14 protein-coding genes and 1 pseudogene are annotated in these 13,235 nt (G+C 62.7%); 10 read left to right on the top strand and 5 right to left on the bottom strand.

Annotated features, from left to right (window positions below; all coding sequences use genetic code 11):
- The 5 genes and pseudogenes from GOEFS_RS10465 to GOEFS_RS10445 all read left to right on the top strand — a co-directional run.
- Positions 1-228, top strand: a pseudogene (locus GOEFS_RS10465) (30S ribosomal protein S2); the annotation flags it as partial.
- A gap of 82 nt (positions 229-310) precedes the next feature.
- Positions 311-1,135, top strand: coding sequence for a translation elongation factor Ts (gene tsf / locus GOEFS_RS10460; RefSeq protein WP_007317875.1), 825 nt, complete (start codon positions 311-313; stop codon positions 1,133-1,135).
- A 125-nt stretch (positions 1,136-1,260) separates the two neighbouring features.
- The gene (gene pyrH / locus GOEFS_RS10455; protein WP_007317874.1) at positions 1,261-2,013 is read left to right on the top strand and encodes a UMP kinase; all 753 of its coding nucleotides are present in this window, start codon (positions 1,261-1,263) and stop codon (positions 2,011-2,013) included.
- A 56-nt stretch (positions 2,014-2,069) separates the two neighbouring features.
- Entirely contained in the window at positions 2,070-2,627 is a 558-nt protein-coding gene (gene frr / locus GOEFS_RS10450) for a ribosome recycling factor (protein WP_007317873.1), read from the top strand.
- 11 nt (positions 2,628-2,638) lie between these two features.
- A complete protein-coding gene (locus GOEFS_RS10445; protein ID WP_007317872.1) occupies positions 2,639-3,502 on the top strand; it encodes a phosphatidate cytidylyltransferase in 864 nt (287 codons plus the stop codon).
- Here the strand turns inward: GOEFS_RS10445 and GOEFS_RS10440 are convergent.
- Entirely contained in the window at positions 3,486-4,775 is a 1,290-nt protein-coding gene (locus GOEFS_RS10440; protein WP_007317871.1) for a glutaminase, read from the bottom strand. The two genes, GOEFS_RS10445 and GOEFS_RS10440, sit on opposite strands and share 17 nt — an antisense overlap.
- 71 nt (positions 4,776-4,846) lie before the next feature.
- Between GOEFS_RS10440 and GOEFS_RS10435 the strand changes: the two genes are divergently transcribed.
- Entirely contained in the window at positions 4,847-5,944 is a 1,098-nt protein-coding gene (locus GOEFS_RS10435; protein WP_007317870.1) for an NAD(P)H-dependent amine dehydrogenase family protein, read from the top strand.
- Here GOEFS_RS10435 and GOEFS_RS10430 read toward each other — a convergent pair whose 3' ends face one another.
- Entirely contained in the window at positions 5,945-6,781 is an 837-nt protein-coding gene (locus GOEFS_RS10430; RefSeq protein WP_170323158.1) for a helix-turn-helix domain-containing protein, read from the bottom strand.
- A gap of 55 nt (positions 6,782-6,836) precedes the next feature.
- Between GOEFS_RS10430 and GOEFS_RS10425 the strand changes: the two genes are divergently transcribed.
- Positions 6,837-7,463, top strand: coding sequence for a class I SAM-dependent methyltransferase (locus GOEFS_RS10425; RefSeq protein WP_085949521.1), 627 nt, complete (start codon positions 6,837-6,839; stop codon positions 7,461-7,463).
- Here the strand turns inward: GOEFS_RS10425 and GOEFS_RS10420 are convergent.
- Together GOEFS_RS10420 and GOEFS_RS10415 are read right to left on the bottom strand one after the other, a co-directional pair.
- Positions 7,444-9,639, bottom strand: coding sequence for a heavy metal translocating P-type ATPase (locus GOEFS_RS10420; RefSeq protein ID WP_007317867.1), 2,196 nt, complete (start codon positions 9,637-9,639; stop codon positions 7,444-7,446). The genes GOEFS_RS10425 and GOEFS_RS10420 overlap by 20 nt on opposite strands.
- A 3-nt stretch (positions 9,640-9,642) precedes the next feature.
- A complete protein-coding gene (locus GOEFS_RS10415) occupies positions 9,643-9,927 on the bottom strand; it encodes a DUF1490 family protein (protein ID WP_007317866.1) in 285 nt (94 codons plus the stop codon).
- 187 nt (positions 9,928-10,114) lie between these two features.
- Here GOEFS_RS10415 and rlmN point away from each other — a divergent pair, with 187 nt between their 5' ends.
- Entirely contained in the window at positions 10,115-11,221 is a 1,107-nt protein-coding gene (rlmN, locus tag GOEFS_RS10410) for a dual-specificity RNA methyltransferase RlmN (RefSeq protein WP_007317865.1), read from the top strand.
- A gap of 113 nt (positions 11,222-11,334) precedes the next feature.
- On the opposite strand, the gene GOEFS_RS10405 is transcribed toward rlmN, so the two are convergent.
- Complete coding sequence (locus tag GOEFS_RS10405) at positions 11,335-11,616, bottom strand: DUF2631 domain-containing protein (RefSeq protein WP_007317864.1); 282 nt, start codon at positions 11,614-11,616, stop codon at positions 11,335-11,337.
- A 111-nt stretch (positions 11,617-11,727) separates the two neighbouring features.
- Here GOEFS_RS10405 and dxr point away from each other — a divergent pair, with 111 nt between their 5' ends.
- Both dxr and GOEFS_RS10395 read left to right on the top strand, forming a co-directional pair.
- Positions 11,728-12,909 (top strand): 1-deoxy-D-xylulose-5-phosphate reductoisomerase, encoded by a 1,182-nt coding sequence (gene dxr, locus GOEFS_RS10400; protein ID WP_007317863.1) that lies wholly within the window; start codon positions 11,728-11,730, stop codon positions 12,907-12,909.
- Between the two features lie 65 nt (positions 12,910-12,974).
- On the top strand, positions 12,975-13,235 hold a 261-nt coding region (locus GOEFS_RS10395), incomplete at its 3' end, for a site-2 protease family protein (RefSeq protein WP_007317862.1).

The raw sequence follows: 13,235 nt of genomic DNA, 5'->3' as shown, positions 1-13,235 counted from the left end.
AACGACGACGCCATCCGCAGCGCCGCTCTGCTGACCCGCGTGGTGGCTTCGGCCGTCGCCGAGGGTGTGCAGGCTCGTGCGGGCCAGGCAGCTGGCGATGCCAAGCCGGAGGCCGGTGCGGGTGAACCCCTCGCCGAGTGGGAAACCGAACTCCTGACCCAGGCCACCGCGGGCGCCGACGCCGCCGCTCCGGAAGCTGCCGCGGGCGACGCCCCGGCCGCCGAGTAGCACTGGCGACACCGCTAGATGTGCGCAGTCACCCACTGCGCGCCGCAACTTCATCTACTCATCAAAAGGAGGCTCGCCAACGATGGCGAACTACACCGCAGCTGATGTGAAGCGACTTCGTGAACTGACCGGTTCGGGCATGCTCGACTGCAAGAACGCACTGGCCAACAATGATGGTGACTTCGACAAGGCTGTTGAAGAACTGCGTATCAAGGGCGCCAAGGACGTCGGCAAGCGCGCCGAGCGGTCCACCGCCGAGGGCCTGGTCGCTGCTCGCGACGGCGTGATGATCGAGCTGAATAGCGAGACCGACTTCGTCGCGAAGAACGACGAATTCCAGGCTCTGGCCGATCAGGTCATCAGCGCTGCCGTCGAAGCCAAGACCAGCGACGTCGAGGTACTCAAGGCCGCCAAGCTCGGCGACGGCACCGTTGCCGACGCCATCGCGGCTCTCTCGGCCAAGATCGGCGAGAAGCTCGAACTGCGTCGCGTCGCCTACTTCGACGGCCCAGTGGCGATTTACCTGCACAAGCGCGCGTCGGATCTGCCCCCGGGCGTCGGCGTTCTGGTGCAGTACACCGGTGAAGGCGACGCAGCGGCCGAGGCCGCGCGCAACGCTGCTCAGCAGGTGGCCGCGCTCAAGGCGAAGTACGCCTCGCGTGACGACGTCCCCGCCGAAATCGTCGAGGACGAGCGTCGTATCGCCGAGCAAACCGCTCGCGAAGAGGGCAAGCCCGAGCAGGCTCTGCCGAAGATCGTCGAAGGTCGTCTGACCGGCTTCTTCAAGGACGTCGTGCTGGTTGACCAGCCGTTCGTGAAGGATTCCAAGAAGACCGTGAAGGCGATCTTGGACGAGGCCGGTGCCACCGTGAAGGCATTCGCCCGCTTCGAGGTTGGCCAGTCTTAGGACTCGCGAAGTTGTAACCACGCATCGGACCCCGGGCCGGTTGTCGAATTCGATGGCCAGCCACGGGGTCCGATTGTTATGCCCATAAGATAAGTCGGAGTCCGCCGACGCCAGGGAGGAAATAGATGACGAAGTCGCCCCAGGAAACCGAGGCCGCTGACGGCTCGGGTCGTCACGGTTATCAGCGCGTGCTGCTGAAACTCGGCGGGGAGATGTTCGGTGGTGGCGGCGTCGGTCTCGATCCCGATGTGGTGGCCGCAGTCGCCGATCAGATCGCCGAAGTGGTTCGCACCGGCGCACAGATCGCCGTCGTCATCGGTGGCGGCAACTTCTTCCGCGGCGCCGAATTGCAGCAGCGCGGTCTCGACCGCGCCCGCTCAGACTATATGGGAATGCTTGGCACCGTCATGAATTGTCTTGCGCTGCAAGACTTTCTAGAGAAGCGCGGCATCACTACCCGAGTGCAGACCGCAATCACCATGGGGCAGGTTGCCGAGCCATATCTGCCATTGCGCGCACAGCGGCACCTCGAAAAGGGACGGGTAGTGATCTTCGGTGCCGGTATGGGAATGCCGTATTTCTCCACCGATACCACCGCCGCCCAACGAGCGCTGGAGATCAAAGCCGAGGTCGTGCTGATGGCCAAGGCGGTCGACGGCGTCTATTCCGACGATCCGCGTACCAACCCGGACGCGGTGATGTTCGATGAGATTACCCACCGCGAAGTCCTCGACAAAGAACTGAAGGTGGCCGACGCGACCGCGTTTAGCCTCTGTATGGACAATAAGATGCCGATGCTCGTCTTCAATCTGTTGACCAAGGGCAATATCGCCCGGGCGGTTGCCGGTGAACCCATCGGCACATTGGTCGCCACCTAGCCGACCGCGCATGTACACGCCAACGATCCGACCACCACAACCGCGAGGACAGATTCATGATTGACGAAGCCCTACTCGACGCCGAAGAGAAGATGGAGAAGGCCGTCAGCGTCGCCCGTGACGACATGAGTTCCATCCGGACCGGCCGTGCCAATCCGGCAATGTTCAACCGCATCAACATCGAGTACTACGGCGCGATGACACCGATCGCGCAGATCGCCAGCATCACCGCCGCGGAAGCCCGGCTGATCGTCATCAAGCCGTACGAGTCGTCGACGCTGAATGACATTGAGACGTCGATCCGCAATTCCGATCTTGGTGTCAACCCGACCAACGACGGGTCATTGATCCGGATCGCGATTCCCCAACTCACCGAGGAACGTCGTAAAGAACTGGTCAAGCAGGCCAAGGGCAAAGGCGAAGATGCCAAGGTCTCCATCCGTAACGTGCGCCGAAAAGCGGTCGACGAACTCAAGCGCATCCAAAAAGATGGCGAAGCGGGTGAAGACGAGGTGACACGCGCGGAAAAGGAGCTCGACAAGACCACGGCAAGCTATGTTGCTCAGGTTGACGAACTCGTGAAGCACAAAGAAGGGGAATTGCTCGAAGTTTGAGCCAAACGAATATGCCTACCCAAACTCCAGCCGCGAGCGGATCCGACTCCGCGAGCGGCTCTAAAGCCGGACGCAACCTTCCCGCCGCGATCGGCGTCGGCTTGGCGCTTGGTGTGGGAATCATCGCGACACTACTGTTCGTTCCGAAGCTCTGGTACGGCATTATCGCGGTTGCCTTTGCCATCGCGATCTGGGAGGTCACCAAGCGCCTGCGCGACGGTGGCTACGACGTTCCGTTTATCCCGATGCTGGTCGGCGGGCAGGCGATCATCTGGAGTTCGTGGCCATGGGGACAGGCCGGGGTACTCGTCGCGTTCGTAACCACCGTGTTGGTCTGCATGGTGTGGAAGTTGTTGGGGCAGGGGATATCCAACGCGCCGGAGAACTATCTCCGCGACCTTGCCGTAGCGGTTTTCGTCCTGACTTGGCTCCCGGTCCTCGCCACGTTCGGTGCGTCAATGGTGCTGCAGGACAACGGCGCTGCACGCGTGGCGACGCTGATGGTGGTCGTTGTCTGCTCCGACGTCGGAGGCTTTGCCGCGGGGGTGCTTTTCGGCAAACATCCGATGGCGCCGGCGATCAGTCCCAAGAAGTCGTGGGAGGGATTGGGCGGTTCGCTGCTGGTCGGTACCGTCGGCGCGATTGGCTGTGTCTACTTCCTCGTCGACAACCACTGGTGGATCGGCCTGATTCTCGGTCCGGTACTGGTGGTGTGCGCGACGCTGGGCGATCTCGTCGAGTCGCAGGTCAAACGCGACCTCGGGATCAAGGACATGGGATCATTGCTGCCCGGTCACGGCGGCATCATGGACCGGCTGGATTCGTTGTTGCCGTCAGCGTTCGTGGTGTGGGCGGTGCTCAGCGCGCTGGCGTGATTCCGGGATCGTCGGCCCGAGTGGTCTCGCCCGGCATGCTGGTCCAGCGTTCGGCATGAATTCCGTCGCCCAGATCCACTTCGCCAACCGCGCCGTCCGGGTCGATGATGGCAACCTGTTTTCCTTCGATGACGAAGCGCCGCAGCAATTCCAGCAGCATCTTCCTCGCCACATCGTTGATGCTGTTGACGCGGCGAACATCTAATGCCACCACGGGTGCCGGATGCGAAGTGTTGTCGACCAGTTCCCGGATGATGATCTCGGCGTTGCTGAACTGCAGTGCGCCCTGCAATTCGACCACCTCGACGTCGCCGACGATATCGATTGAGCGGATAGCGGTCCGATGCGTTGGCGGTACGTTCATCAGGTGCATGCCCATGTCGGCCGACAGGCGTTCAAAGATGTGTACTCCGCGGACGCTGTTGCCGTGTTTATCAAGTCGCGGCGAGAAGGCGGCGATCCCGATCTGGCCGGGTAGTACCCCGATGATGCCGCCGGAGACCCCGCTCTTCGCGGGAATTCCAACCACTGACAGCCAATCGCCCGCGGCGTCGTACATCCCGCAGCTGGTCGTCACACTGAGCACCTGACGAACCGCGCGGGCGGGGAGCACCTGTTCGCCAGTCAGCGGTTGCACGCCACCGTTCGCGAGCGTGGCGGCCATCAATGCGAGGTCGGCGGTGGTGACACGAATCGAACATTGCCGGAAGTATCCGTTGACGATGTCGACTGGATCGCAGTCGAGGATATTGACTGACCGAAGCAGATGTCCCATCGCCAGATTCCGGTGCCCGGTGTGCGCCTCGGAGGTGTACACACGTTCATCGACGTCGAGTTCCCGGCCGGCGGCAGCGCTGTAGAGCGTGAGCAGACGGGCGAATCGTTCCTCGGGATCGGCGGCGCGGATCAACGAATGTGCCGTTATCGCACCGGCATTGATCATCGGATTACGTGGGCGGCCATCGTCGTCGAGAGAGATTTCGTTGAATGCCTCGCCCGACGGCTCTACACCGACCTTATCCAGCACGACGTCAATACCGTTGTCGGACAAGGCAAGTCCATAGGTAAATGGCTTCGACATCGACTGGATGGAATACACGTGATCGCAGTCGCCGACGACGTAACGGTGACCGTCGGGCAATGCGATAGCCAGAGCGATCTTGTCGACGTCGGCAGCGGCGAGTTCTGGGATGTAGTCGGCGACAGAACCATCGACTATCGAGCGGGCGCCGTCGAGTACCTCGGTGAGATAGTCCGGGATGGGGGAGAACACGATTCGAGCCTAGTTGCACCAACACCGGCAAACCGCCCAACGCGCCGCCCGGCACCTGTTACGGTCCGCAAATGATCTCGACTGTTGTCTGGGGCACCGGAAATGTTGGGCGCGCGGCTATTCGCTCGGTGTCGGTGCACCCCGCGCTGACCCTTGCGGGCGTCGTCGTACATAACCCAGAGAAGGTTGGCGTCGACGCCGGAACACTCGCGGGAATCGACGAACTCGACATCGCGGCTACCGATGATATCGATGCGATTCTTGCGTCGAAGCCTCAAGCGGTCGTGTACGCGTCCTCGGGTGACATTCGGCCCGACGACGCCCTGTCGGACATTATCCGAGCGCTGCGGGCCGGTGCGGTTGTGGTGACTCCGGCGTTGTATGCCTTCTACGACCACCGGGGCGCACCTTCCGAACAACGCGATCAGGTCCTCGCCGCAATCGCCGAAGGCGGTGGCGCGCTGTTTGTTTCGGGTGTCGACCCGGGGTGGGGCAATGATGTACTCCCGCTCCTGATGACGGGTCTGGCAAGCTCCGTCGACGTCATCCGATGTCAGGAGATCTTCGACTACACGACCTACGACCAGCCCGATTCGGTGCGCTATCTCGTCGGAATGGGGCAGCCGATGGATTACGAGCCGCCGATGATTGCTGCCGGAGTGCCAACGATGGTGTGGGGCGGGCAGATTCGGCTCATCGCACGAGCACTCGGCGTCGAGGTCGATGAGATCGTTGAGACTCTCGACCGTCGTGCACTCGATACCACCGTCAGTACCGCACTGATGGGTGACTTCGACGCGGGAACACAGGGCGCGGTCCGGTTCGAAGTGCAGGGGATCGTGGCTGGCGAGCCACGCATCGTCATCGAACACGTAACCCGAATTCACCCGTCATGTGCCCCGGATTGGCCGCTGCCACCGGTGCTGCCGTCTTCCAATGGGGCTCTGCCGGCAATAAGCGACGGTGCCCATCGGGTGATCATCGAAGGACAGCCTCGGATCGAAGTCTCGGTCGAGGCGACCGACGAGAACGGCAATCGCGCGGCGGGCGGCAATGCGACGGCGGTCGGGCGGCTGGTCAACGCGATCGACTGGCTGGTCGAAACTGGGCCGGGGCTCTACGACGCGCTTGACGTTCCGCTGCGTCCCGGCGTGGGCAAGCTCGGCTAACTAGTGCCGTGCCGGTGATATCTCCTGACGTCGCCATGCCCTCGGCGAGCTACCGATTTCGCGGCTGAAGATCCGGGAGAAATATGCTGGATCGTCGAATCCGACTGTTCGCGCGATCGTGGCAATCGATTCATCGGTGTCGGCCAGCAGTCGTCGCGCTTCGAGGAGACGCCGCGAAATGATCCATTGCGCAACGGATTTCCCGGTGCGTTTGCGGATGAGGGTGGTTAGATACGCCGGTGTCAGACTCACGTGAGCGCCGATATCGGCAAGTGTCAGCGGTTCGGAGTAACGAGTCTCGATGAGTGCGAAGACGGCCGCCACGGTGTCATCGGGCCGGTGTGTTACCTCGCTGCTCAACCGGGCGATATCAGTCAGCAGGATGGTCAGATACGCGACGGACGCCCGCCGATTGTGATCATCATCGCGAGCCAGTTCGCCGGCGATCCGCTCAAGAATATGCTCCCAGTGGTTTCGGCGTTGCGGTGGAATATCCAGGCGGGCGATTCCGCCGGGTGAGTTGTGTCGGAACGGCGAACTCAGTTGATCGTCAACCGCTGCGGTATCGAAAAGTATTGCGACACAGTCATCGTCGACATCGGGTTGACTAGGATCGATAACCGCGCCAGGCGCGACGAGCCATGCGGTGGAGCAGTTGGTGAGGAGTATCGGGAAGTCGTGGATATGCCGCCGCGTCTCGATGCCGCGCCCGCCGCTACCCGGGCCGGAGAGCGACAGAGGTGGTCGGTACGCGGCGGGCGTATAGCGATAGACCGGGACGCCATGGTGATAGCGCACCGGCTGCGCAGATCCAGGGCCGGAAGAAAGATTCTCCAAGAATTCCCTACTTTGCTCCAATTATTTCCCGGTGAAATTCAGCATCGTGAGTGTCATGACCAAAGTTACTCCAACTCACCATGACTATCTTCCCGCTGCCGGGCGCGACGCCCTTCTCCCGTTCTACGACCTCATGACCCGACTGTATGGTGTCGGCTGGGCGCATCGGCGATTGCTGAGCCGCTCTGATCTGTCGCCGGGGCAACGTGTCCTTGAAATCGGCTGCGGCACTGGAAATCTGGCTGTCGCCGCGATACGAGCCGCGCCCGGCATCGCATTGACCGCCATTGACCCGGACCCGCTGGCGCTACAACGGGCTCATCGCAAATCGGCTGAGATCGATTTCGAGCGGGGTTACGCGCAGGAACTGCGCTTCGGTGGGGGTGTCTTCAATCGGGTGCTATCAGCGTTCATGCTGCACCACCTCGACGACGACGCCACGAAAAGCGCTGTGGCCGAACTCTTTCGGGTCGTCAGGCCGGGCGGTAGCGTCCACATCGTCGACTTCGTCGAACTGGGACATACGTTTTCCCGTCGAAATCATCCGACCTTCCGTTCCACCGAAGCGACTTCCGAACTTCTCTACCAGGCCGGTTTCACCGTCGCTGAACCTGATGTCCTTCGGCGTCGAATGCTGGGAACAATCGCGTTCTACACCGCGGTCAAGGACGAGGTTCGCTGAGTGCACGCGGCGTACCGGGCTCCTCGACCCGGTAACGAATCAGTCGAGAACTGTTGAGCACCACGGCGACTGACGACGCGTTGTGGAGGATGGCCGCCAGAACAGGCGACAGCGCGCCGCCCGCCGACACCAACAGTCCGAGGGCGTTCACGGCTATCGACATGCCGTAGTTCTGTCTAACCACCGCTACGGTGTGTCTGCCCAGATCGCCGACGTCGAGGAGTTTGGTGAGATCGTCGGCAGCCAGCGCGATGTCGGCGGTCTCGACGGCGACATCGGTTCCGGCGAGCCCCATCGCGATGCCAAGATCGGCGGCGGCCAGGGCGGGCGCGTCGTTGATTCCGTCACCGACCATTGCTACGACATGCCCTTGGTCTTGTAAACGCCGGACTTCGGCGAGTTTGTCGTCGGGCAGAACTTCAGCCTGCCAGGATGTGATACCGAGTTCCGCGGCGATGGCTGCGGCAGTCTGCGGATGATCGCCGGTGACCATGCTGATCGCGGTGATGCCGGAGTCGCGAAGCCGCGCAAGGGTTTCGGCGGCTTCTGGGCGTACTTCGTCGCGAAGACTCAGCAGGCCGACGAGTACGCCGTCCACGGCCAGGAGCAGAGGTGTTTCACATTGCGCGCGTAGGTTTTCCACCCAGGTTGACGCCGCGTCGGACACCGTCACATCGTGTCGCGCGAGCAGGGCTGGGCTGCCGAGTAGGAATACTCGGCCGTCGTCGGCGCGGGTGCGCATACCCAGACCCACGATCACTTCGCATTCCGCATGCGGCGGTATTTCGATCCGCCGTTCTTCGGTTGACCGAATTACGGCCTCCGCCAACGGATGCCGGGAGTGGATCTCGGAGCTGGCGGCGTAAGCGAGAATTCCTTCCGGGGTCCAGGCGTCGTCGAAGGCGATGACGTTGGTGACTACCGGGCGGCCGGCGGTGAGGGTGCCGGTCTTGTCGAAGACGATCGCGGTGACTCGGCCCGCGGCCTCCAGATGAGATCCGCCTTTGATGAGGATCCCGCGTCGGGCACCGTTGCCGATCGCCCCGCTTATCGCCGTGGGCGTCGCGAGTCCGACCGCGCACGGGCATGCGATTAGCAGCATGGTCATTGCTCGGCGCAGGTCCCGGGTGGCCAGGAAAGTGACCGCCGAGAGAGCGAACGAGGTTGGCACAAAACGTCGGGAGAAGCTGTCACCCACGGTCTGGATCGGCGCGCGATCGTGCTGGGCCTCTTCGACCCGCGCGATAACACGGCCGATGGCGGTGTCCGCTCCGACCGCGGTCGCCGTGACGACCAATCGACCGGACATGACTACCGAGCCGGCGTGCACGTCGTCACCGACGGATTTCGACACCGGTAGGTTCTCGCCGGTCAGCGCTGATTGATCGACAGCGGCGTCACCGTCGATGATCATCCCGTCGACCGGAATCGCTACGTGTTCGTGAACTACGACCGTGTCGCCCACGCCGACGGTGTCGAGTGGGACCTGTATCTCGGTGCCGTCGTCGGTTCGCAGCCAGACCGTGTCGGTGTTGCCGCGTAGGAGGTCGGTGATTGCCCGGCGCGTGCGACGCAGAGTGAGTTCTTGGAGAAATTCGCCGATGTTGAGCAGCCACAAGACGGTCAGCGCGACCACGTTCTCGCGCAGCAGCAGACTCGCCACCGTGGCTGCGGATACCAGCGCATCGGTGCCCGCTCGTCCGCCGCGCAGCGATCGGGCGGCTCCGCGCAGGAAGGGGTAGCCCGAGAAGATCGTTACGCCGGTCGCGGCCGTGCGGGAAAGTGGGCCGAGTAACGGCGGGCGACGCAGACCGTACCGGCGCAATCCAAGTAGGACGAGTGCGACCGCTCCCGAGCCCATCCGGACCAGATCACCGTTCGAGACGTCGGCCGAGTGTGGGGTATGCCGGGCCAGTGAGTCGAGGTCGGCGCACAGGCCAGCGCTTATCGCTTCCAGTAGCTCGTCGCGCGTGAGGGTGTTTCGGTGCCAGATGACTACCGAGCCGGTTCGTCCGAATGCGTGGACTGCGCGAACTCCGGCGACGGCTGCGACGGCCTCTTCGACCGCTACCGCGCGATGGTCGGACGCCCGTGCGAAGCTAGGAACGACGATGCGTAATCGTCCGGCCGCCGCAGAGCAAACCTGATGTGCGAGTTCGACTTTGACCGCGGTCACGGATCAGTGGTCGTGGTCGTGGACGTCAGTCGCAACGCCGGGAGGCGAGGATTGTTCGCCGATCTTCTCCTTGGCCTCAGCCAAAATATCGGCGGCTTGGAGTCGAACGTTTTCGGCGACCTCCTCGGCGCGTCGGGTGCCTTTCAGGCCCCATGCGGTAGCTAGGACCGCCCCGTCGCGTAGTGGGGCGCTGGCAAGCGCTTTGCGTGCGGCATCGTATGCGGCGGCACCGACCAGTCCGGTGGCGACAGCCGATCCGGCCTTAGCCAGCAATGCGTGCAGAGCCATGAATGGGTTCCTCCTACGTCGACCTTATTGAAAATGCTTACCAAGAAGATAGCGCATCGCATGCGTCGGTGCTTGGTCTGCGTATTGTGCCAGCTTTGGTTCGACGATGTGGTTCGTACCGACGGGCTCGTCGACCTCGATTCGCGGTGTCGCAGAGCACACGCTCGGACATGGGACAATAGGAACCATGACCTCACTGCCACTGGTTTTCGACGCGCCCAAGCGTGGCAAACCGCCCACTCATTTCGCCGATCTGTCGGCGGATGAGCGAGTGGCCGCGGTAACTAAACTCGGACTTCCGAAATTCCGGGCGAATCAGCTTGCCAAGCAGTATTTTGGGCGGCTCAATGCCGACGTCGAGGAGATGACCGATGTGCCGGCCGCGCACCGCGCCGACGTCGGGGCACAACTGTTTCCTACGTTGATGACGTCGGTGCGCGACGTCTTCACCGACGATCACACCACGCGAAAAACGTTGTGGCGCTTGCATGATGGCACTTTGTTGGAGAGCGTCCTGATGCGTTACGCCGATCGCAATACGCTGTGTATCTCGAGCCAGGCCGGCTGCGGAATGGCATGCCCGTTCTGCGCGACGGGGCAGGGCGGACTCGACCGGAATCTGTCGACGGCGGAGATCGTCGATCAGGTGCGATCGGCCGCTCGCGCACTGCGCGACGGCGATTTCGGTGAGCCTGGGCGGCTGTCGAATGTCGTATTCATGGGTATGGGCGAGCCCCTGGCGAACTACAAACGCGTCGTCGACGCGGTGCGCAAGATCATTTCCCCAGCACCTGATGGTTTGGGCATTTCAGCACGGTCGGTGACCGTGTCGACGGTGGGGCTCGCGCCGGCGATCCGACGGCTTGCCGACGAAGGGTTGTCGGTCACTCTCGCCGTATCGCTGCACACGCCCGACGACGAACTGCGCGATACCCTTGTGCCGGTTAACAATCGGTGGTCGGTCAAGGAAGTACTCGACGCGGCGCGTTATTACGCCGACACTTCGGGCAGGCGAGTGTCCATCGAATACGCGCTCATCCGCGACGTGAACGACCAACCGTGGCGCGCGGACCTGCTGGGCAAGAAGCTGCATAAGGCATTGGGATCGCTGGTACACGTGAATCTCATCCCGCTCAACCCGACGCCCGGCTCGAAATGGGACGCCAGTCCTAAACCGGTCGAGAAGGAATTCGTCCGCCGAGTCCGGGAGCAGGGCGTTTCCTGCACGGTGCGTGATACTCGCGGTCAGGAAATCGCGGCCGCGTGCGGTCAGCTGGCGGCAGAGGAGACGTAGGGGACGGTAGTCTCCGGCCCCTCGCAAACCCCACACGAACAGACATCCCCGACACCGAATCGGTGTCGGGGATGTCGTTTGGTGTGGGGTTTGCGCGAGGCGTCAGGCGACGCTTAGCGCTGCCAGCGACGACGCGACGGAAGCGAATTCTTGATGAGGAAGAATGCCAACACCACGGCGAAGCCGATCAGGTAAAGGTCCTCGATCTTGCCGTGATGGTTGCCGATCATCATCGCCAATAGGGCGATAACGAAGAACCAGCCAGCCGCCATGAACGATTTGCGGCCCTGGCCGTGCCAGCCAAAGCGCGCCGACGGCGCGTCAGCGGGCTCACGCTTCCAGCCGGTGTCGATCGGCGCGTGCGAATCGTGTTCCTGCACTGCGGTTTCAGCCACGATCAACTCCTGTGAACTCCGGGATCGCCGACAAATGTGCGACGGTCTGTAGTAGGTCGGCCTACAGCATAACCGGACCCACCGCATTGCGGTGCGAAGGGGGAGCGGTGCGTGGGTGAGAATGGACGGGTGACTCCCGTCGAATCGCCTACGCGCGTCCTCATCCTCGGCTCAACCGGATCGATCGGCACCCAGGCCCTCGAGGTCATCGCGGCGAATCCGAACCTCTTTAAGGTTGTCGGACTCGGGGCAGGCGGCGGCAATACGGATCTGCTGATTTCTCAGGCGAAATCCTTCGGTGTCGGAGCCGACGCGGTTGGTGTGGCCGATCCGGTATCGGGCGCGCGGGTCGGTGACGCACTCGGTGGCGTCGTGCTGACCGGTCCGGACGCTATGGCTGATCTGGTCCGCGCATGCCCGGCCGACGTCGTGCTGAACGCCGTCGTCGGATCGCTCGGTCTGGCGCCGAGTATCGCCGCGCTGAAATCGGGTGCCCGACTTGCGCTGGCGAATAAGGAATCGCTTGTCGCGGGCGGTTCGCTTGTTCTCGACGCTGCCTCGCCCGGTCAGATCGTGCCGGTCGACTCCGAGCATTCGGCGATCGCCCAATGTTTGCGTGCCGGGACGACAGACGAAGTCGATCGGCTGGTACTCACCGCATCGGGCGGGCCGTTCCGTGGCTGGACCCGCGAACAACTCGTCAATGTCACCCCCGAGCAGGCCGGGAAGCATCCGACCTGGTCAATGGGTCCGATGATCACTCTCAACTCCGCGACGCTGGTCAATAAGGCGCTCGAAGTGATCGAGGCGCATCTGCTTTTCGACGTCGAGTACGACCGCATTGATGTGACCGTGCATCCGCAGTCGATCGTGCACTCGATGGTGACTTTCGTTGACGGAGCGACGGTCGCCAAGGCATCACCGCCTTCGATGAAGCTGCCGATCGCGCTTGCACTCGGTTGGCCCGACCGCGTGCCGGGAGCGTCTGCGGCGTGCGACTTCTCCACCGCGTCGTCGTGGACTTTTGAACCGGTCGACAACGTCGTTTTTCCGGCGATCGAACTCGCGCGCGACGCCGGGCGACGTGGCGGAAGTCTCACCGCTGTGTTTAACGCGGCCAACGAAGCAGCCGCCGATGCGTTCTTCGCAGGTCGCATCACATTTCCGCGAATCGTCGAGACGATCGCCGACGTCGTGTCCGAGGCTGATCAATGGAGTAATGCACCGGGTAGTCTGGAAGAAGTGTTCGCAGCCGATTCGTGGGCCCGACGCCGGGCCGCCGAGATCGCATAGGCGGCGAGCCCGTCGAAATCCTTTGGCAGCCCCGAAAGTCGGCGTGAGAGAGAGTTGACCAGCGAGTGAGTTTTGTGGTGGGCGTCGTGCTGTTCGCCGTGGCGCTGCTGTTGTCAGTCGCCTGGCACGAATGTGGGCATATGTGGGCTGCTCAGCGCACCGGAATGAAGGTACGACGGTTCTTCGTGGGGTTTGGACCGACGCTGTGGTCGACGCGCCGAGGCGAGACCGAATACGGTGTGAAGGCGCTGCCGCTCGGCGGATTCTGCGATATCGCCGGGATGACGCCGTATGACGAAATCGACGAGGCCGACAAGGCGCGAGCG

This window comes from Gordonia effusa NBRC 100432 (assembly GCF_000241305.1).
GTDB lineage: Bacteria > Actinomycetota > Actinomycetes > Mycobacteriales > Mycobacteriaceae > Gordonia > Gordonia effusa.
This window is presented reverse-complemented; position numbering and strand designations above follow the sequence as displayed.